Consider the following 22,356-nt stretch of genomic DNA (forward strand, 5'->3'; position numbering starts at 1 on the left):
AAAAGCTATGCTTGTACCACAGAAATCCAATCCTAAAATTTATTTAGGACACATATGAGTATAATTAAAAATTATTTCGATAAATTTAATTATATATTAAAAAATTACTAATTTTGCTATTAACACAATGTGGTCTCTTAACCGACATATCAGAATTGAAGAACAACAATATCATAAGCTTCTTCATAAATTTAATCCACTAATATTTTCTCTCATTTATAAAAAGATCAATAATAGGGACGATGTTTTGGATGTCTTTCAGAATGTCATTATTCATATATGGGAATATCGGTCTAAACTGGATGCTGGCAATATTGAAAGCATAGTTGTAAAAACCTGCCAACAGGAAATAGCACATTTTTATAGGAACGCAAAAATCGATAAAACTAGCGATCTACCCTTACATTTTTCCGATACTTCGCATGAAGATTTAATCATTGCAGAAAATAAGGAGCGAAATCTCTCAGAAATAGAAACAGCAATTGAAGAGTTATTTCCTCCGCTTCGTAGAAAAATTTTCAAAATGAATAAAATAGAGGGTGTCACGCAAGAGAAAATTGCCGCTAATTTCAATATCTCCAAAAGAACGGTTGAAAAGCATATACATCAATCTATGATCTACCTGAGAGACAAAGTGAAAATTACTAAATGATGTTAAAGTATCATAAAATAAGTTAATTTTTCATAAAAACCGTGTGGTTTTTTCCTCCGTTCTCCTATACATAATAAAGGCTCTTTTATGAAAGACAATTTTCCCTATCTCACAGAGGAAGAAGAGAATAAAGTATGGACAAATGCTTTAATCGCTATTCGTCGTAAAGAAAAGCAAAAAAGAAATCGTAAAAATATAATGTACGGCGGCATTGCTGCAGTCGTGATTTTAAGTGGTAGCGTTTTAGGCTATAATTTTTTGATTAAGCCAGATGTCTATATGGCCGTTTCTGATCCTCGTAAGGTCTTACTGCCTGACAAATCAGAAGTAATTTTACAAAAAGGAGCGAAGCTGACTGTTGAAAAGTCATTTCCTTCAGATACACGTGAAGTTACACTTGATGGAGACGCAATCTTTAAAATTTCTAAATCAAAAGAACATCCATTTATTGTTCATGGTAGAAATTATGAGACTAAAGTATTGGGAACCGTTTTTAAGATTTATCAAAATGAAAAATCTTTCAGTGTTGACCTGTATGAAGGTAAGGTGTTGGTCTATAGATCTGAAAAACCTAACGAATCATTTGAACTAAAACCAAAAGAAACGTTTTCAAATTTGGGAACTGTACAAGTTGCAAGAATATCTGCCACATCACGGTCAACAGAATCTCAACTTAAATCAAGTTTATCCTTCAACGATTGCTCACTAAGTAAAGTAGCCCAAATCATAGAAGAAACCTATAACGTAAAAATGATAATCCCTGATAAAGATAAGGTGGTTAAGATTACGATTTCATCTACTAATTCTACCGCTAAATCCCTTATTGAAATCATTGCTTTCCAGCTGGATTTCAAAATAAAACAAATCAATGATAAAACATTTCAATTGGAGTGAAAAACTATGGGCTTTAATTATGCCCTCGCTCATTGACGACACGTGAAGCCGAAAATTTAAATGTTGAATAAGAAAATGACCGACGGGTGCGACCGTCGGCCAATGTATTCAACCAATAACTGTTCGATGAATTATTAATTATAAATACGTTACAAAAATATGAAAATTTTGTACAAAGCCGCCGTGTTCTTTTTGATCGGATGGCAGGGTCTTAATGCCCAAGAGAATCTCTCTACCATGAGAGTAAATTATGATTCGGAAGCATTACCCGCAGTTGATGCAATTGAACTCTTTTTGAAGGAAAATAAAATACGTCGTTTTTCTTATAAAAAGAAGTCATTTATAAACTACAAAGTGCCAAGCACAAAATGCAATAACGAATTATTAATGGATTGCCTTGCGAAGTTATTCAAGGAATTACCCTTTGAAACAACCATTTTTAATAATACGGTTGTCATTCGCGAAAAGAAAATTAAAGCAATTAGCCAAATAACTCCACAAGATCAAAGTTTACCTGTTGACACATTAAAATCCGAGTCTTTTGCGGGTAAAGAAACAAAAATTGAAGAAATCACTTTAAATGCCGGATACTATAAAGTCACCGAAAGGAACAGCACTGGAAGTATTTCAAAGGTTAAGGCAAAAGATATCGAAAACCAGCCTGTAACGAATGTATTATCCTCTTTGCAGGGCCGAATGTCAGGAGTTAATATCACGCAAAATTCCGGTATTCCCGGTGGAGGGTTTACAATACAGATCAGGGGACAGAATAGTTTAAGAACAAGTATGAATTCCTCGATTGACGGTAATCTTCCACTCTATGTGGTTGATGGTGTACCTTTAAGTGAAATAACAGCTGAAAACACGCAAATCGGCGCTACAGTGATGCCTTCTGGTAAGATTAATCCATTAAATAGCATAAATCCGGGTGATATCGAGAGCATTGAGGTACTAAAAGATGCTGATGCGACTGCTATCTATGGTTCCAGAGGAGCAAACGGAGTTATATTAATAACCACTAAAAAAGGTAAATCAGGTAGACTGAGTGTACGACTTACAACCAATTACGGTATAAGTGAGGCTATTTCCAACCTCAAATTATTAAACAAGGACCAATACCTTAACATGCGCCGTACAGCTTACCTGAATGACGGAGTTGTAAACTATCCGGCAACAGCCTATGATCTTAATGGCGCTTGGGGAAACAATGAAATAGATTGGGAAAAAACATTGATCGGAAACAAAGCAACCTATAGTAACACCCAACTTTCATTGAGCGGTGGTAGTGAAACAACCAGTTTTTTAGTCAGCCTCGGACACAATGAGCAGACAACTCCTTTTGGACAAGGTTATAAATATCTCAGCAATACTTTTAATTCTAATCTGTCACATCGTTCAAAGGATAACCGCTTTCAGCTCAGTTTATCTAATATGTTTACCAATCAGAAAAACAATGTTGTTAGAACTGATATTACTGGCAGTAGTTATACGCTACCACCTGTATCACCTCTGCTCTATAATGAAGATGGAAGTTTAAATTGGGCCGGAAATACTTTTAACAATCCTTTAGCGGCCTTTAATGCCACTTATAGTAACGATACCAAGCTCTTTCAAACTAATATAAACGCTGATTACAAGCTTTACTCGGATATGAAATTTAAGATTAATGCAGGATTAAATTACACGGCAATAAATGAATTATCTCTACTTCCCAATACAGTCAATAATCCATCCCTTGCAAGCGGTGCTTCCAGTGCAACTTCACAATCAAGAAAAAAAGATCAGGATATATTTTCTTTCATTATTGAACCTCAATTAAACTGGTCAAAAAATTGGGGAAACCATAAAATTGATTTTTTGATAGGGGGAAGTTTTCAGAGAAATGTTAGGAATACTGATGAAATTACAGGAATAGGATTTGAAAGCAATCAGTTTATTACAAATGTTTCCGCTGCAAAAACGATAAGAATGGGCGACCAATCATCTATTGAATATAGATATGCCGCATTATTTGGTAGGTTAAATTATCAGTATAAAAATCGTTATATCCTGAATGTTACTGGTAGACGTGATGGGAGCAGTCGTTTTGGACCTAATAACAGATTTGCAAATTTTGGAGCGTTGGGAGCCGCATGGATCTTTACAAAGGAAAATTTTCTAAAGGATTCTAAATGGTTATCTTTTGGTAAGATTCGCGGTAGCTATGGTTCGACAGGAAGTGATAATATCGGGGATTTTCAATTTTTGGATAATTATAATGTTTCCTCAACATTAATATACAATGGAATTACCGGACTGTTACCTGCCAGACTATTTAATCCCAATTACAGTTGGGAAAAAACAAGAAAGTTTGAAACTGCAATTGAACTAGGTTTTTTGGACAACCGTATTACTACTAATTTAGCATATTATCGTAATAGATCTTCAAATCAATTGGTTGGCTACCAACTATCTGCCGTAACTGGATTTCCAAGTGTGACAGCAAATCTGGACGCTACAGTGCAGAATACCGGACTGGAATTTGAAATAAATGCAAGACCAGTTTCAACTAAGAACTTTAATTGGGAAACTAATCTTAATATAACATTCCCTAAAAATAAACTGTTATCATTTCCAGGTCTAGCCGGTTCACCTTATGCAAGTCAATATTCCATTGGCTCTTCAACGCAGATTGTTAAGCTATATCAATTGGAAGGTATTAATCCGCAGACAGGACTTTATCAGTTCACTGATTTTAATGGAGACGGCAAAATATCTTCTCCAGATGACCGTCAGGTTATTGAAGATCTTCAAATTAAATTTTTTGGTGGCATAAATAACAGTATTCGATATAAAAATTGGGATTTATATTTTTTATTTCAATTCGTCAAAAAGAAAAACTATAACCAAAATTCAATTATGCCTCTTCCGGGTACAATGGTTAACCAACCTGTGGAAGTACTGGATGTTTGGTCTGCCGAAAATCCTAACGGAACATATATGCCTTATAGTGCATCAAAAAATTTGCTCAATCATAATTTATTTAAAGGAAGTACTGCTGCTGTTTCAGATGCATCCTTTGTAAGATTAAAAAACCTAGAATTTGGTTATAATATACCGATGTCGTCAAGTCCTTTTAAAAGTGCTAAAATTTACTTTCAGGGCCAGAATTTAATAACATGGACTAAATTCTTTGGTGTTGATCCAGAGGCAATAATCTCAGGTTTTCTTCCTCCCTTAAGAACATACTCTTTCGGACTACAGTTAAATTTTTAATTTCTAATCTCATGAAAAATTTTAAATATTTATACACATGCATTCTCGCATCTTTCTCATTGTATTTTTCGATTTCGTGCGAAAAATTGATTGACGTTGATCTACCGAATAATCAGATTGCCAGCAACGAAGTATTTCAGGATCTTCAAACAGCTAACGCTGCATTATCGGCTTTATATGCCGATGTAATGTCAAATTCCCCGATTTCAGGAGTGAATCTTGATGCCGCCCTAGGCGTTTATACGGATGAACTGGATGAATTCAGTACAACGATTACTCCAACTAGGGAACTTTATCTAAACCAACAAACTGACACGAATCAAACCGTATACAATATCTGGGTTTCATCTTTTAAACATATTTATACAGCTAATGCTATTATTGAAGGTGTTGATAAATCTAACGGGATTTCAATGTCCGACAAAAAGTATTTGAAGGGAGAAGCTTTATTTATTAGAACGTTAATGTTTTTTTATTTGAACCAACTTTGGGGGGATATTCCATATCCTGAAACAACGGATTACACAATAAATCAGATTTTAAATAAAACACCTTCAAATGATGCATTGAAAAAAATGGTAGAAGATCTTCAACAGGTCCTGACACTATTGCAGGATGACTATCGAAATGCTGAACGGATATATGCCAATAAAATGACAGCAAGGCTTCTACTGGCAAAGATCTATATGGCACAGAAAAATTGGAATCAGGCAGAACAATTGTTAAAAGAAATTACCCAATCTTCGCTTTATCAAATAGAAACCGATATAACAAAAGTATTTCAAAAGTCAGGTAAACACATTCTTTGGCAATTAAAACCTATTAATAATGCTTCTCTGAAACAGGCTACCTTATACTATTTCTCAAATGCAAAGCCTAGTTCTTATGCGTTGAATATGAATCTCGTAAACTCCTTCAACTCTAATGACCTAAGAAAACAGCACTGGATGGCGTCAGTATCCTATAATGGATCAATATGGTATAGAGCTGAAAAATACAAAAATCGCGATAATACAAATGCTAATGAGTATTCTATCATATTCAGGGTGGAAGAAGCTTATCTTTTATTGTCAGAATCTTTGGCTCAGCAGAGTAAACTCACCGAAGGGCTTATTTATTTAAATTCGATAAGACAAAGGGCAGGTTTAGCGGCATTAACCAACTTAAGCCAAGCTGATCTCCTTAATGAAATCCTTTTGGAAGATAGACGTGAATTCTTTACTGAAACAGGACATAGGTTTCTTGATCTGAAGAGAATGGATAAACTCAATTTATTGTCAACTGCAAAGCCTAACTGGAAGGATTTTCATAAACTTTGGCCGATCCCCCAAAATGAAATTCTCCTCAATCTAAATCTCAAACCTCAGAATAATGGCTATTAAGATCAAATATTTACTGGTTTCCATAATTCTTAACGGCTTCATATTTATACCTGCTCAACAGCAGGGGGATACCTTAACCCAATGGAAGGCAAAATTTGCAACATTGGGCGGGGTTCCCAAGATTTCATCTGAAGGAACATGGATAGGAATCAATAAGCAGTATAAACTTGGTGGTGATTCGGCTTATGTTGTTAGCACAAAGGACAAGACAATACATAAAATTGTATCGACGGGAGTTTTGGACTTTCTTAATGAAGAAGGGGTTTTTGGGAGAAAAGCCGATCAATTACAGTTTCTGAACCTTAAGACTGGTAAAATATACCAATATAATAATGCCAGCAATTATTATCGGCTGGATAATTTAAATAGATATGCCATTTACTCCAGAGATAAGCACCTTATTTTTTATGATCTGACGGGCAATCAGCTACAGGAAATGGCAGACATTGATGGTCTTATGGCAACAGACTCAAAAAGTAAGCTATATGTTGTAAGGCAGAGTGAAGGAAAAGCCAAGATCCTTGAAACAACGGGTAAAAGACAAGAAATTGTATATTCAACAGAAAATCGAATATCAAAGATCGAACTTACGCCATCAGGCAAACAGCTACTCATTACAGAAGTTCAGATTCAGAAAGGACATAATCAATTGACTATACTCGATTCAGAACATGACTATAAAAAGGTAATTCAATTAAACGTTCCAAGCAAATCAGAATTAAGTTTGACGGAAATTCAAAATGGAAAGTACTTTCTCATCAATTCAAGGGTAAGATTCTCCGAAGAGCAGTCTTCCTTGGTTGACATATGGTATGGCAATGATCCATTTGTCAACCTACATAAAAGAATGTACGTAAATAACGAATACTGGTTATGGGATACGATAGCGAATAAACTGCAGTCATTAAAAATTCAGGAGAACCATGTACTTGAATCTTTAAATAATGCTCGATATTTTCTGACCTATCTACCTAGAAAAGATTACAATTTTAATACGTTTACGCCAGATATCAATGATGCCTATATATTTGATATATCAACAGAAAGTTTAACAGCAATCGGCAGCTTAAAACAAATACCTACTTTAACAAAAGGTTGGAGACCCGACTTTGTGGGAAATAGGTTTTTTTGTTCCAAGAATGGCAGGTTGTTCCTAGCGAGCAATGATGGTAAAAATTGGTCCTTGTTCAGTACTTCGGGCAAGAGAGAAGCCTTAATAGAAAAATTTGGTCTTGAAAAACCTGTTTTTACGGCAAACAGCAATCAAATTTATTTTGAAAGCAGTGACGACCTCTGGAAATATGACATCAATAGAAAGAAGTTGACCGCTTTGGGCATTGCAAAAGGAAAAAAAGTTGAAATTAAAAATCAAACTAACGAATTTGGTGAAAGTACATTAAATTCATTTTTACCGGAAGATTCCATATTGCTGGAAGTATATGATAATTATTCAAATAAAACTTTTTACAATATGTACCGCAAGGGAAAATGGAAAGAGGTTGTACCGGAAACAGAAAACAGGATTGACTCTGATCATCTACTTTTCAACAGAAATATGACATCCTTTTATACGTTGGAAAGAAATTTCAACCAGCCTCCTACATTGTATTCCTATGTCAATGGACATAAAAATAAATTGTTCAATGCCGGAATTAAGGATGTTGAAGCACAAAAGATCAAACAGAAAATTTATAATTTCAAAGCTGTTGGAAAAAATCTAAGGGGTATTTTATACTATCCAATAGACTATGATCCAAAGGGAAAATATCCAATGGTAGTCCATATCTATCAGGTACAACGGACTTTAAGCAATGATTATCTTTCTCCAAATAATGTATCACCTGTAGGATTCCAGATCAGGACTTTATTGGAACGAGGGTATTTTGTATATCTCCCCGATATAGAACAAGGCAAGGATGGCCCCGGCATGTCAGCTTTAGAATGCGTAAATAGCGCGCTGGATGCTTTATTGAAAAACCCTCTAATTGATCAGGATAGAATCGCGCTTTTAGGACATTCGTATGGTGGTTATGAAACCAATTTCATCGCCACACAATCGCAGCGCTTTAAGACATATGTATCAGGAGCAGGTTTCAGTGATCTGATCAGCAGTTACCATTCTTATAGTTATCAGTATGTTAAACCGTTTTATTTCTTTTATGAAACTGGGCAGTTCAAGATGGGAGACTCAGTGGCTGAAGATAAAGAAAAATATTTACTGAATAGTCCTATTTTAAATGTTGAAAATGTCAAATCACCAATTTTATTATGGGGAGGAAAGAAGGATGAAAACGTGCCATTGGACCAGGTTATGGAATTTTATATTGGTCTTAGACGTTATCAAAAACAGGTGATAGCCCTTTTATATAAAAATGGTAATCACGATTTTCTCCATCATCCTCTCGAGGAGAAAGACAGGGACGAAAAGATCTTAGAATGGTTCGATTATTTTCTGAAAGATATAAAAGATGTTCCATGGATCAATAAGCAAATAAAAAAGAAGGCGCCTTTTTAAGCGCCTTCTCTTCGAACTTATGGAGTAGTTCTGAATAGTTCTTGTGAACATTGTGTTTCACTATCCATAAACTCATGTAAACGCGAAGTACCGTCTCCATCCCAAGTACAAACAAATCCGCTTGTGGCATTACAATCTTGTTGTACCTGAACACATTTGTTATTCTCATCAATACGATAAGTCGGAATTACTTTAGAGGCTTTACTTGCCAAATTGGTAGCGAAAGCTGCGCCTGCACCCATTGCTACAATAAGTGCTGGCAATAATATTTTTTTCATATTAAGTGTTTATTGGTTTATGCCTAATCTTTTCAAGGTTTTCGGCAATCCCTTTTTTGGGTTCCTTATCAACAGGCTGCTCCCTGAGCGGCCTGTTTCGTTTTGAATTCACGTCAAAAGCACCATCCCGGATTTTATAACGAACAAGTTCATTTCCAATAAGGACGAAAAGGTTGTTGTCCTGAACGATCATTGCAGACATTGGTATATTATTTTTATGTCGAATGTAAAAACTACCAATATATTGCTGTTGATCAGTGCTGTATACATCAATTATGGAAGATGTTTTCCAGGATTTTGAGGGCTCATGTTTGCCTTTCAGGTTGGATTGATTAAATAATAAATTACCCGAAACCAGTGAACCTTTATTTACGCTAAAAGGCGGAGCACTCATTTTATTATTGCCATTGGATAAACGTACTACAGAAATTTTTGCACGGCTTGTTGTATCAATGGTATTTAGACGATTCAATATCTTGAAATTGTTATCCATCACAATGTACTGGTTGCGATAGACATAGGTGTAGACCAGTTTTCCGCTCTGACTATCAGAACTCAAAATTCCATCCACATCAAAAATTCCGTCAATCTGTTTTTCTAAAATATCCGGTTGCAATTCCAGTTTTTTATTTTTATCTAAATCCAGTGAGGCTAGAATATACCGTTTATCAGACCTCCGCTGAGTTCTAATGGCAAATCGCATTGAATCAAGTATGGCAAGCTGATTAAAATATGCATCACCAAAGCTTATTGTTTTTGCTAATGAGTCCTCCAACTTCCCTTGATAAATTACTGGTACAGAACCATCGTACATATAATAATATGGTTTACGGATTGTTAACTTTAAGTTTCGGAATACATGATTTTTATTGTCCAATTTTACCTTTATATCTGACATCCCTCTTAGTGCGGTGTCAATTTTTGTTATGAAAAGCGGTGCAGTTGTATTTCCCAAATAGATATTTCCATCCTCCAACCCAGCAAAGTAGTAAGAATTTACTCCCAGGTCATAAATCTGTTCTTTAACAAGTGGATGCGGTACAAATCGCCTTGTAAAATTATTCTCCTGCTTAATAATGTGTTCGGAACTTAAAAATAAGCATACAACAATTCCACAACTGACAATACTTATGGCAATAGATTTGGATATGGGTAAGATCAGTCGATTTTGTGGATTCTGTTTTCTTTCCCTGTAAAGAATTGCTGTAAAAATTAGTATCACGACCACGATATTAAAAATCAGGTGTTCAGTCCACCCTAATTTTTCTAATATTCCGCCGCATGAACACGGAACAAAATCACTATAATTTATTATCAGATAAATATAGATAGTAAAAGCTGTCATTAAACCCAAAGAGCCATATAACGCAAATAATTGATAATCTGGAACACAGACATAAACTGCCAACGCAAATTCAACTATAATTACGGCATAGGAAATAAATCCGGCATAGGCACTCAACAGTGGGGATTGCGCGAGTTGAACCTGGAAATTTTCAAAATCCAAAAGTTTACTCATAGCTGCATATACAAAAAGCAGCGCTATGAAATAAGCTACAATACTTGCATAGTCTTTTGCAAAATATTTTTTCATCACAATCGGTTTAATGATTATCTATAACCAAATTTCAAAAACCTTTCTTGAAAAAAAATATCTTGAATGAGCTAATGTATTTCAAATAAATGCTTTTTTATTATAAAAAATTCCTACTAATAGGAATTTAATTATCGATACTATAATATTTGTTTGAATCTGGGTAAGTCATCCAGCACGATTTTATAATGTTGATTATATATTCTGTAGAGGTTTAAATAATCTCCAAATTGATTATTATAAGCAATTTCCTTTTTGTTCATATCCGAAAAAAGAATATCACGGTTTGCCCCGATCATCTTTAGTTTGATATAAAATTGATAAAAAGTATCCTCTAGATAAATCTTACAGTCTTTCTGGAACTTCTTATAATTACGATTAAATGATGTTACAAAGTCTTTTAACGAACTTCTTACCTTTGCATCATACAGATCAAGAAGCCTTCCAATATAATCAAGATCCTGCGCAATTATATCAATTAAAATTCTCGGTATTTCAAATTCATGAAGCAGAAATCTAATCGTTTTTCCATAGGAGTCAGTCGCTGCAATTCCTGTCAATAGGGCTAAATTATGGGTTTTAGGATATTGGGTGTGAATGGGAATAATGCGGTTTTTGACATCATCTTCGATTTCTTCAATAACAAAGGATAAACCAGATAAAATTTCATCTTCTTGTGCTTTATCGAAATCCTTTATTCTTCGTTCAATAAGGCAAGATTTTTTTACTAAATCCAAATCTTTGGGCAGAAATCCGGTTTTTTGAAAAAATTCAATGTAGTAATCCATGAGTTTATTCAACTGCAGTTGAATCACATCAATTTTGTTAGCGTGAAATGCAGGAGAGACCCAATGAAGTTTTGAAAACTCTTCAATCGCGTCCTTTAACGTACTTTCTACCAATGCTAATAAATAAGTGTTCATAATTATTGGCCAGTTAGTATAACAAATTTCTTATAGAAAAGAAAATCCAATATTTTACTAAGTAATGAAATAATTTTGATTTTCTAAGAAAAAAATAAAATTAATCTTTGTTATATTAACCCTTCAATATCCTAAGATTCCTTTTTTATCAAATGAGATAAAGATGGATCATTACTTATACGATCTAATTCCCGTTCAATAATTCCGTTAATGTCGGCTTTGATCTGTTTGTAATTCCCATCAATTACTTCTTGCATATTGTCATTACCATTTTCATCAATAAACTTGGTGATTTCGGGTATTTTTTGATATGATTTTGTCTCTGCTGCAACCTTTTTATTGTCCACGACAATCTGGGCATGAAATATTTTCTGATCAATGCGTTCATCGAAGTTGTCTGCAACTGATCCCACGAACATTCCTTGGGTTAAGGTGCTGATCTTCGACGCAGGAATTAAACTGTCAAGTTGTGTGGAAATGGATGTCGATTTGTCATTACGGTTTATTGTCATGCTTTGCCTTTTCTGCAAGACCTTTCCAAAACGATCAGAAAGAGTCTTTGCAGTCTCTCCAACAACCAGACCACTTACTATATTACCTACCAAGTTTTGTATCACTTTACTTTCTTTATCACCATAATCTCTGGTTAGCTGCGAGAAGTCCTGAATACCAAAGAGAGACGAAATTTTTAGGGATCTGGCGTAGGAAATGTAATCCAGTCCACGTATATATATTGTAGGTAACTCATCAATGATAATGGAACATTTAAGTTGATCCTTTTTAGAAATTAGTTTAATAATACGAGAATTATACAATCCTAAAGCAGCCGAATAAATATTTTGACGATCCGGGTTGTTGCCAACACATAGTATTTTTGGTTCCTTTGGATTATTGAGATCTAGAGTGAAGTCGTCGCCTGACATAACCCAGTATAATTGCGGGCTGATCATTCTTGATAAAGGAATTTTTGCGGAAGCAATTTGTCCCTGCAATTGGTCCTGGGCGCCGCCCTCCCAAGCATCCATAAAGGGAGAGATATAGTTTTCCAGTTCTGGATATGAAGTCAATATGGTAAATATATCCTCATACTTTTTGTTTAAAAGCTCTATAGCATGTGGGAAAGTACAATATCTGCCATTATCATAAATTTTCAGATACCAAATAATTGCAGCTAATAATATTATTGGTGAATCGACAAAAAATTCGCCCTGCTTAGTTATCCAGGACCTATTGAGGTTCAGCATAATTGTGTACGCAGACTCATATGCATCAGAGATGTCCGTCATAAATTTGGGATTGATTGGGTTACTTCTGTGACTTTCGCGGGGATTATCAAAATTGATTACATAGAACTTTGGTTTTACCTTGTAGCAGTGAGTATTCCTTAACAGGTGATTATATGCTATAGTTGAGAGATCTGGGAATTTAAAGTCATAGATATACATCGCAAAACCCTTCTCAATATGCTGTTTGATAAAATTATTGACGACGGCATATGATTTTCCCGATCCGGGGGTTCCCAGTACGATTGTCGCACGAAAAGGGTTAACAATGTTGATCCATCCATCATTCCATTTTCCTTTATAATAGAATTTAGTTGGTAAGTTTACCGAATATTCGTTCTCCATCAATTTGGTTTCCTGCATGAAGCTTTCATTTTCGCTATTAAAGACATCATCCATCAGATTGTTCTTTAAAAGCCGGCTTAGCCAAATACCACCTACCATCAATGAAATATATCCAATACTTGTCGTAAGAATGTATAAAAAGAAGCCTATGTCGGGAGAAAGTAATAGTAATGATGTGTTTAGAAAATAAAATACAAATCCTACTAATAAAATGGTATTAATTTTTGTCCAGGTAATTTTTTCATTTTTCACTCCTTTCGTTCCCAAGCAGCTTAATGCAAGAAGCAGGAATGCAAAAGCCTTCGTATAAAGAGTATGTGAAAATAAACCTGCCGTCCTTTGGAAGTTGCTTAAAATTCGGTTGACCACCTCTATGTTCCAGCCCTTGTCTGCAAATGCACTATAACAAAACCAATAAAAATGCATAAGTATCAGAACGATACTTACGGCCCTCATAAAAGCAATAATTTTTGCTAATCCTCTTAAATCATCATCTCCTTGCATATCTGAAAAATTAAATTTGCAAGTGAAATTATTGGGAATCTGTATCCGTTGATTAAATTGGCTTTTCAGGGAATTTTAAGGATTAATTTGGCATTATTAGTTATGTTTTTGACCGAAAACATATAATAAAAAAACTGCTATCAAACAGGTCTGTAGCAATTCTTTGGATTTTCAATAAGGTGATGTAGGATGCTTTTTATTAGAGATTATAAATTCAAGTTCTTTTTAATCCATTCACTAATAATAGCTTTGATATCGTTATAAAGATAATCATAGTCAGTACTATACGCAAAGTCATCCGTTAGATCATATTTTTTAAATATATCATCGCAGACATTCAGCATTTTTAGAGAAAATGGTCTTATCTCTTCATCAACAAAAAAGGTGTCGAATTCGTAGGTGACAACTTGAAAAATTGTATTGAACTTGGAAAAATATAGAGCTTCAAAAAGAATAGAATTTGCGATTCTCTCAGCTTCTTCTTCAGTATTTTTACCTTGAATAGCACCTTCATAAGCTTTAAAAGCCCAATTTGAACGTTGAGAAATAAATTTAGAATCGTAAGCCTTTTCAGGATAATTGGTGTATAGTAATTCTTGAAGGTTTGATCTAAAATACGAGAGGTTTTTAAGTAAAATATCCATATAATATAATTTTTAATGGATAAACTTAAAGAAGTAATATGATACCCTTCAAAATGTGGCAGTGATTGGTATTTTAAGGATAAATTTGTCTCAAAGGAAGCAATTTTTAATTTCTATTACCATTGGAAAAGATGCCTCTGACTTACCTCATGATCTGTTCGTTATATATGCATTGCGCACTGCATATATACAAACAGTTTGATTAGTTTTTGATTTTCCACTGTCCACCATTTTTAGGAGGTGGATCTTTATAGTCAATTTCTGCCGCATCAAATTCACCTGAATTCGATACTTGATTTAGACTATCCGCATTTCTGTTGGATAGTTTACTTATTGATTTTTCAAACTTAAAGTCCTGCTCTAAAGCCTGATCATCGTCCTGCTGTCTACAGGAGTGCATAAAAACAATTCCCGCTAAAATTGTAATTATTGATGAAATAATTGAGATAATCTTTTTCATAGTCATAATATTTAGAAGATTTATCCCCGGGGTTTTAATAGAATTCTGACTTCGAAATTATTGGACTTTTCTCGCTCTGAAAACCTTTGTATGGTGCGCTTCTAAAATAATTATGTTGTATTTCTAGAAAAATAACATTCGTAATTATTTATGTTTCTGGATGTTGACCTAGATATTGCTTCCATTTAATGTTTATTCAATAAAAGGTCATATTTGGGTGATTTTTTTTAATTTTATATGAAAGTCACCTAACCATGAAAGCCTTCCTTAAACTTTATATAATATGTTTTTCGTTTTTTTTCACGATGTCTTTGAAAGGACAGAATGATGAAGAGTTTAGTGAATACTATCTTCTGCGAAAAAATTATGAGGGACTTTCAGAAAATGATGAACATGCGCTTCAGTTTATAAAGCAGTATATAGCCAAAGCGAAAAGAGAAAAGAATTACGAACAATTAATTCAGGGGTATTTGGATGGTATTTTGTACTCATCACACCCAGAACAGAAATTAAAATTTGCGGATAGTACAATTTATGCCTCAAAACTCACTAAAAATAATGAAAAAATAAGCGCTGCATATTTGGAAAAGGGAGTTGTGTATTATTTCCAGTATAAGAAGTATAATCTCGCATTAGATGAATACATAAAGGCATATCAATACGCCAAAAATAGTACAGATTATTTTTATAACAATAGGCTAATCTATCTTATGGGTGTTGTCAACAGTTATATGGGAAATTATAATGAATCCCTGGAACAGTTTAGAACCACGAGTGAATTTTTTAAAAGTGAATCTAAAAAACCTCAACATCCAAACCTCATTTACAACAATTTAAGAGGTTATTTTAATTCTATCCATCAAATGGCAGTATGTTATAGAAATCTTGGACAGTTTAAGCGTTCGGATTCATTAATTGCTGTTGGTCTATTGCAGACATCAACGAGCAAAGAATATATGCAGGAATACAGTTATTTTTTGAAAGAAAAAGGAATTCAGCAATTCAGGAATAGAAAATATGAACAGGCAATCTCATCCCTAAATTCCTGCATGAAATCCATTTCAGCTGTCAATGATTTTGCTTGGTTAACGGTTTGTTATTCTTACATTGGTAAATCATATCTTGCCCTTGGAAAAGAAGATCAAGCTGCAACATATTTTAAGATGGTGGATTCCGTATTTCAAAGACATAACTTCATTTTACCAGAAGTAAGAAATAACTACGAATCTTTGATAAATTACTATAAGACCAAAAAAGATCTTCATAAAGAATATTTTTATACAAAGCAATTATTAAAAGCAGATATAGTCCTTAATAGGGATTTCAGATATCTTTCTTCTAAAATTCATAAAGAATATGATACCCCGTTATTGCGGGAAACAAAGCTTAGTTTAGAAAAGGAGATTTCCAAAAGTAAGTGGACAACTTTAATAATTATAATTTTGAGCTCTTCCGTGATATTGTTCATGATAATATGGCATCAATCTCAAAAGGATAAACTACTTAAAGCCTATTATCTTCTAGAACAGAAAATTTTAAATAAAGTTGAGGAACCAAAGCCTGAAGATTCTTCTCCCATAAATAATTCGGTTGACCCTTATATTCCCCAACAAATAATAAATGAGATATTAAAAAAACTGAAAAAATTTGAACAGAACAATGGTTTTATAGAAAAGGGCTTAACATCTAAAGACCTTGCAAAAAAGTTTGATACAAATTACAAATATCTCACAAGTATTATCAGAGAATCTAGGGGAATGAATTTCACCGATTACTTGGCTCACCTAAGAATAAATTATATTACAAACAAACTATATAATGATAGGAAATATCTGTCATATACCATTATAACTTTAGCCGAGGAATGTGGTATAGGGTCGCGTCAGAATTTTAATGAAAAGTTTCTAAAAATTAATGGTATTAAAGCCACAACCTTTATAAAAAAAAGACGGAAAGACTTAAATTTCGATGATGATCCAATAGTAGAAATTCCCCTATGATGCTTTTTAAAAGTATATTTTCAAAACGCTTTCAGTCCTTTATAAAAATTATGATTTTTAAAATTTAGAAATAATAGCTAATTTTATAAATTATAGCCACCTAAAGATGAAGAATGTTGAAAATATGGCCTATGAAATATTACTGCAGGGACTGCGGAATGGAGATCAATATGCCTTTCACCAAATCTTCCAAACATTTCACAAAGCAATAGTTTATTTTGCTTCTAAGCTTTTACCTGAATACAATTATTCTGAAGCTGAGGAAATTGTACAAGATGTTTTTGTCAAGCTTTATGAAAAGAGATCAACTTTTAATTCTTTTGAAAATATTAAAGCATTTCTATACATAGTAACAAAAAATGCGTGTCTGGACAAGATTGCTAAAGAAAAAGTTAGATCTAATCGCTTTGGTAGATACATTCAGGATTTTGAAGAATCAGAAGAAAGTATTCTTCAAAATATTATTGATGCTGAACTTATTAGCCAATTGGGAGCTGAAATTGATGCACTTCCTGAAAAGTGCAGGATTATAATGAGGCAGTTTTTAGATGAAGATAAAAATGCAAAGGAAATCGCAGATGATCTCGGCATAAGCGTAAGTACTGTCAATAATCAAAAATCCAGAGCCGTCTCTATCATAAAAAAACGGCTTGGAAATGCCGGAATCGCCCTTTTATTATTTTATTTATAAATTTTTCAATTTTCTTTAGAGAAACCTATACTATTTCCCGTTTCTATATTATAAACGCGGAATCATGGAAAGGAAAGATGTTTACATCAGTTTTGAAATAAGCAATATATTAAAAAAAATCGTTCAGGAAGAACCTTTGACTTTTAGTGATCATTCAACTTTAGAAACTTGGTTATTAAAGGATGAAGGGAATAAAATATATTTCAATAATTTAAAAAATGAAAATCTTGTCGCTGATTCCATAAAGAAACTTTATAATACTGATTCAAATGTTCAATTCAAACTGATTGAACAAAAAATCAGAAAGAAAAGAAAATTAATGCTGTTCCGAAAAATGAGCATTGCTGCTGGATTCATAGTCGTTTTCGGAACGTCAATTTGGTATTTAAACTATAAGTCGGGTACGCAAGAACCAACATTTAAAACCATAGAAAACGACATCTTACCGGGCTCAAATAAAGCTACTATAACTTTTGGGAATGGTAAAGCTATTAATCTGAAAGAAACGGAAGGCATTTTGGTAACTCCCAGCGGCCTAACCTATAGTGATGGGAGTTCTATAAATGATTCAGAATTCATCGGATCAGCAATACTGAAAACCCCGAGAGGTGGCCAATATAAAATTACCCTTGCAGATGGTTCTAAAGTTTGGCTAAACTCCAATTCGTCTTTAGAATATCCAGTAAAATTTTCAAACAATAATAGAGAAGTCCGATTAAATGGTGAAGCTTATTTTGAAGTTCATCATGACCCAAAACATCCATTTCTCGTCAACACAACTCTCCAAGAAGTTAAAGTTCTTGGAACAACCTTTAATATTCGTGCCTATGAGGACAAACAGTATACGACTCTCGTTCAGGGAAGCGTAGAAATTAAATCTAATGGCTCTACATTTACCAGAAAATTGAAGCCCAATGAACAGGCTATAATTGATCATTATAGCCTTTCCATTAAAAATGTCGATGCTCTTGATTTTATCGGCTGGAAGGAAGGGTTGATAAATTCGGGAAATATTTCTCTCGTGGAACTTTCAAAGGAAGTTGAACGTTGGTATGATGTAGACTTCAAATTTCCCCAAAATTTCAAAAATTCAGAGAGTGCAGATTTAAGCATTAACAAAAATGAAAATCTTTCCACTGTTCTAAAAGTAATAGATAAAACATACGGTGTAAAAACTGAGATTCACGGAAAGGAGGTGATCATCAGATAAGAACGTTTCATATGTGTTTATGCCCGTAGTTCGTAAGAATATACCGTCCCGAGGTCCAGTCGGGACGGCTGCGGGTTTTTAAAAGTTAAATAAAGCAAATTACTAACCCTAACTCAAATGTAATGAATAATACCATTATCGACAATGGTAAACCGATTTCTATTCCCCTATGGAAACGGAAAACCAATGAAAAACAATTAGAAAAAAGACAAGTCATGAAAAACCTAATATTTTTTATATTGATTATTTTTCTCGCTTGCACAAAACTTACTGCACAAAAAATAACATTGATCCAAAAAGATGCACCTTTCAGGACTGTTATTCGCCAGATTAACCAGCAATCGGGCTATTCTTTTTCAATAAATAGCAGGCATATGAAGATTGCTAAGGCTGTCACTATATCTGCAAAGGAAAAAGATCTAAAAGCGGTTCTAGATGAAATCTTCAATGACCAACCGTTCGATTATTCTATTGAAGGAAAAATTATAGTTTCTGTCGATAGGGGGAAGGAAACAGGTTCTAAAAACCCAATAGATAAAGATCAGACTCCCATAAGAGGAAAGGTTTCTAATGAACGGGGTGAACCGTTGTCCGGAGCTTCTCTTCGAGTAAAAGGAAGCAATGTAAACTTTATGACAGATGCAAATGGAATTGTTATGATCCCTGGTTCATTAAAGGACGAGGTACTTCAAGTTTCATTTATCGGTTATACACCAGTAGAAGTTCCTGTAATAAATTCAGGTAATATTATTATGCATCAAAACGATAATATTATTGGAATAGTAGATGTTGTTTCGACCGGATATCAAAACATACCTAAAGAACGAGCAACGGGCTCATTTGTCCAAATAGATAACCAATTATTAAACAGACGTGTTAGCACGAATATTTTAGACAGACTGGACGGTGTTACAAGTGGATTGATTTTTAATAAAATTTCAGGTCCAATAGGGTTAAATCCTCCGAATGAAAAATTAGGAATAAGCATAAGAGGAAGAGTTACAATTGATGATAAAGTTAGCGCTGATCCTCTGGTTGTACTTGACAATTTTCCCTATGAAGGAGATATTAATAATATAAATCCAAATGATATTGAAAGTATCACAGTACTTAAAGATGCTGCTGCAGCTTCGATCTGGGGTTCGAGATCTGGGAATGGTGTCATTGTAATCACTACCAAAAAAGGAAAATTTAATCAACCCTTAAAGATTGATTTTAATTCAAATTTAACCGTAGGGGCAAGGCCAAATTTAAAATATTCAAGAAATTTTCTTAAATCCTCTGAATTTATAGATGTCGAAACGTTTCTTTTTAATAAGGGGTATTATGATCCCAATTTAAACGACAACAATTACTATCCTGTAATATCACCAGTAGTTGAGCTTTTATCGAAACAAAGAAATGATCCTTCAAATGAGAATATTACTGACCAAATAAATAGATTGAGAAATGTGGATGTTCGCGACCAAACATCCGAATATTTTTATCGTCCCAGTATGAATCAACAATATTCATTGGGTTTTAGAGGAGGTTCGGAAAAATCTATTTATTCACTTTCTATAGGATATGACAAAAACCGTAATACCTTGTTTGGTTCTGGAAACAATAGGTTTACTATTAATTCAACAAATACATATCATCCCATTAAAAATTTGGAAATTACAGGTTCTGTATTATATACAAAGAGTGAGAATAAATTTGGATATCAATACACTTCTCCGTATCCATATATAAGTTTTGTTGATGATAATAAAAATCCGCTTGCGGTACCATATGGAAAAAGAGACAGTTATCTTGAAAATAGCCAAAGTTTAGGCTTTTTAGATTGGAAATATAGACCCATTCAAGAAAGAGACCTTTATGATACCAGTACTAAAACTGATAACATCCTTATAAGAGGCATTGTCCGGTATAATTTCACTGATTTCTTAAATGCTGAAATTCAATATCAGCATGAAAATGAATTCGGAAATAATCGTGGTTACAGAAGTCCCGAAAGTTATGAAGCGAGAAATTTCGTTAATATGTACAGCCAGCGATCTAGTGAGGGCTCATTTACATACCCCTTTCCAAAAGGAGGAATTCTCTATTTAACAGACAGAAAATTGTATTCCAATAACTTCAGAACACAGTTGAATTTCAATAAAGAATTTTCACAAAAACATTTAGTATCTGCAATTGCGGGAGCTGAGATAAGAGAAATAGTAAGTGAGAGTACTGATAAAGCGTTGTATGGCTACAATGATGAGTTTGGAACTTCTGTGACTAATTTAAATTATAATATTCCTTATCCAATGAACCCATCGGCACTTGGATCAACGGTTCTTCCGTCTCCTCTTGGGAAAATTATAGGTAATACAAATAGATATATATCTTATTATGCAAACGGCGCTTACACGTATTTAGGTAAATATACTTTTTCACTGAGTGGAAGAAAAGATGGTGCAAACATTTTTGGAGTGAAAACAAATGATAAAATGACACCACTTTGGTCAACTGGTGTTGCTTATGATATCAGCAAAGAATCGTTCTATAAATTTTCGTTAATACCTTATTTAAAACTAAGGGCATCATTTGGATATAATGGAAATGTATATAATGCCTCATCCTATTTGACGGCAACCTATGATGTCAGCCCAATTACTGGACTACCAATTGCCTACATCACGAGTGCCCCAAACGCAGAATTAAGATGGGAGAAAATTAGAAACAAAAATCTAGCTTTAGATTTTTCATCTAAAGGTAATCGCTTGAATGGTTCATTTGAAATTTATGAGAAGTTGGGTACTGATCTTATCGAGGATGCTTTGTTAGCACATTCAACCGGGTTTTCTTCTTACAAAGGAAATGCCGCAACTGTTAAGACAAAAGGTTTTGATATTAATTTAAACTCAGTAAATCTTAATGGTAATTTTAAATGGAATACGACTATACTATTAAGTTATAATAAAGATAAAGTAATATCTTATGACACAAAATATACTTCGCAATATCTAACAAGTTCAGGGCTTAATATTGATGGTCCTGGAAGATATGGTTTATATATCAAGGAAGGAAATAGTCTTTTCGGAGTATATAGTTTTAAAACAGCGGGACTTGATCCAACAAATGGAGATCCTCAGGGATATTTAAATGGTGTTATAAGTAAAGACTACCTCAATATAATTACAAGTTCGAATAATGAAGATATTGTATATCATGGTTCGTCAAGACCAAGAAATTTTGGGGCATTACGTAACACTTTCTCTTTTAAAGGAATCTCTTTATCCGCTAACGTTACATATAAATTTGGATATTACTTTCGCCGAAGGTCAACCTCATTAAACCTGTCAGACGTTGTAAATAGCGGATATGCCAATCAAGAATTTCAAGACCGATGGCAAAACCCAGGAGATGAAACGCGAACTACAGTTCCCTCAGTCTTATACGAATTCAACTATAATCGCAATATTTTTTATCAAAGCTCTGAATCTCTTGTTGAGAAAGGAGACCATATAAGATTACAGGATATTAGCCTTAGTTATGATTTTAATAAGGAATTACTTAGAAATCTTCCAATTTCCTCATTACAAATTTATAGTTATATAAATAATATTGGTATAGTGTGGCGAGCAAATAAGAAAGGAATTGATCCGGATGTTAGTGAATATAACCTTTCCGGTTATAATTCCTACCCAAATCCGACAACAGTATCATTTGGTATTAGGACAACATTAAAATAAATGC

Annotated in this window: 15 protein-coding genes; 9 read left to right on the plus strand and 6 right to left on the minus strand. The window is 33.8% G+C overall.

Going from position 1 to position 22,356, the window contains the following annotated elements:
* Window positions 1-127 precede the first annotated feature (127 nt).
* The 5 genes from BUB03_RS04005 to BUB03_RS04025 all read left to right on the plus strand — a co-directional run bounded on the left by BUB03_RS04005 (window position 128) and on the right by BUB03_RS04025 (window position 8,698).
* Entirely contained in the window at window positions 128-652 is a 525-nt protein-coding gene (locus BUB03_RS04005; RefSeq protein WP_048506309.1) for an RNA polymerase sigma factor, read from the plus strand.
* An 87-nt stretch (window positions 653-739) separates the two neighbouring features.
* Complete coding sequence (locus BUB03_RS04010; protein ID WP_048506308.1) at window positions 740-1,546, plus strand: FecR family protein; 807 nt, start codon at window positions 740-742, stop codon at window positions 1,544-1,546.
* A 159-nt stretch (window positions 1,547-1,705) separates the two neighbouring features.
* Entirely contained in the window at window positions 1,706-4,801 is a 3,096-nt protein-coding gene (locus BUB03_RS04015; protein WP_048506307.1) for a SusC/RagA family TonB-linked outer membrane protein, read from the plus strand.
* 11 nt (window positions 4,802-4,812) lie between these two features.
* On the plus strand, window positions 4,813-6,183 hold the full coding sequence (locus BUB03_RS04020; protein ID WP_048506306.1) for a RagB/SusD family nutrient uptake outer membrane protein: 1,371 nt from the start codon (window positions 4,813-4,815) through the stop codon (window positions 6,181-6,183).
* Entirely contained in the window at window positions 6,173-8,698 is a 2,526-nt protein-coding gene (locus tag BUB03_RS04025; protein ID WP_048506305.1) for an alpha/beta hydrolase family protein, read from the plus strand. Before BUB03_RS04020 ends, BUB03_RS04025 begins: the two co-directional genes overlap by 11 nt.
* A 17-nt stretch (window positions 8,699-8,715) precedes the next feature.
* On the opposite strand, the gene BUB03_RS04030 is transcribed toward BUB03_RS04025, so the two are convergent.
* The 6 genes from BUB03_RS04030 to BUB03_RS04055 all read right to left on the minus strand — a co-directional run bounded on the left by BUB03_RS04030 (window position 8,716) and on the right by BUB03_RS04055 (window position 14,729).
* On the minus strand, window positions 8,716-8,976 hold the full coding sequence (locus BUB03_RS04030; protein WP_048506304.1) for a DUF6520 family protein: 261 nt from the start codon (window positions 8,974-8,976) through the stop codon (window positions 8,716-8,718).
* A 1-nt stretch (window position 8,977) separates the two neighbouring features.
* The gene (locus tag BUB03_RS04035; RefSeq protein WP_048506303.1) at window positions 8,978-10,570 is read right to left on the minus strand and encodes a DoxX family protein; all 1,593 of its coding nucleotides are present in this window, start codon (window positions 10,568-10,570) and stop codon (window positions 8,978-8,980) included.
* Between the two features lie 140 nt (window positions 10,571-10,710).
* The gene (locus BUB03_RS04040; protein ID WP_048506302.1) at window positions 10,711-11,493 is read right to left on the minus strand and encodes a hypothetical protein; all 783 of its coding nucleotides are present in this window, start codon (window positions 11,491-11,493) and stop codon (window positions 10,711-10,713) included.
* A gap of 131 nt (window positions 11,494-11,624) precedes the next feature.
* The gene (mobC, locus tag BUB03_RS04045) at window positions 11,625-13,625 is read right to left on the minus strand and encodes a conjugal transfer protein MobC (protein WP_073060412.1); all 2,001 of its coding nucleotides are present in this window, start codon (window positions 13,623-13,625) and stop codon (window positions 11,625-11,627) included.
* Between the two features lie 206 nt (window positions 13,626-13,831).
* A complete protein-coding gene (locus BUB03_RS04050; protein WP_048506300.1) occupies window positions 13,832-14,269 on the minus strand; it encodes a DUF1896 family protein in 438 nt (145 codons plus the stop codon).
* Window positions 14,270-14,471: 202 nt separating this feature from the next.
* Window positions 14,472-14,729: a hypothetical protein gene (locus tag BUB03_RS04055; protein ID WP_103290200.1), complete on the minus strand. Its 258-nt coding sequence runs from the start codon at window positions 14,727-14,729 to the stop codon at window positions 14,472-14,474.
* Window positions 14,730-14,983: 254 nt separating this feature from the next.
* On the opposite strand from BUB03_RS04055, the gene BUB03_RS04060 reads away from it, so the two are divergent.
* The 4 genes from BUB03_RS04060 to BUB03_RS04075 all read left to right on the plus strand — a co-directional run bounded on the left by BUB03_RS04060 (window position 14,984) and on the right by BUB03_RS04075 (window position 22,352).
* Window positions 14,984-16,729, plus strand: a complete 1,746-nt coding sequence (locus tag BUB03_RS04060; protein WP_048506298.1) for a helix-turn-helix domain-containing protein — start codon at window positions 14,984-14,986, stop codon at window positions 16,727-16,729.
* A 106-nt stretch (window positions 16,730-16,835) separates the two neighbouring features.
* Window positions 16,836-17,420 carry an RNA polymerase sigma factor gene (locus BUB03_RS04065; RefSeq protein ID WP_048506297.1) on the plus strand — a complete coding sequence of 195 codons (585 nt, stop codon included), beginning with the start codon at window positions 16,836-16,838 and terminating at the stop codon, window positions 17,418-17,420.
* A gap of 64 nt (window positions 17,421-17,484) precedes the next feature.
* Complete coding sequence (locus BUB03_RS04070) at window positions 17,485-18,630, plus strand: FecR family protein (protein WP_048506296.1); 1,146 nt, start codon at window positions 17,485-17,487, stop codon at window positions 18,628-18,630.
* A 122-nt stretch (window positions 18,631-18,752) separates the two neighbouring features.
* Complete coding sequence (locus BUB03_RS04075) at window positions 18,753-22,352, plus strand: SusC/RagA family TonB-linked outer membrane protein (protein WP_053082687.1); 3,600 nt, start codon at window positions 18,753-18,755, stop codon at window positions 22,350-22,352.
* Window positions 22,353-22,356: the final 4 nt, after the last annotated feature.

The organism is Chryseobacterium oranimense, from assembly GCF_900129755.1.
In the GTDB taxonomy this organism is placed as follows: Bacteria; Bacteroidota; Bacteroidia; order Flavobacteriales; family Weeksellaceae; genus Chryseobacterium; species Chryseobacterium oranimense.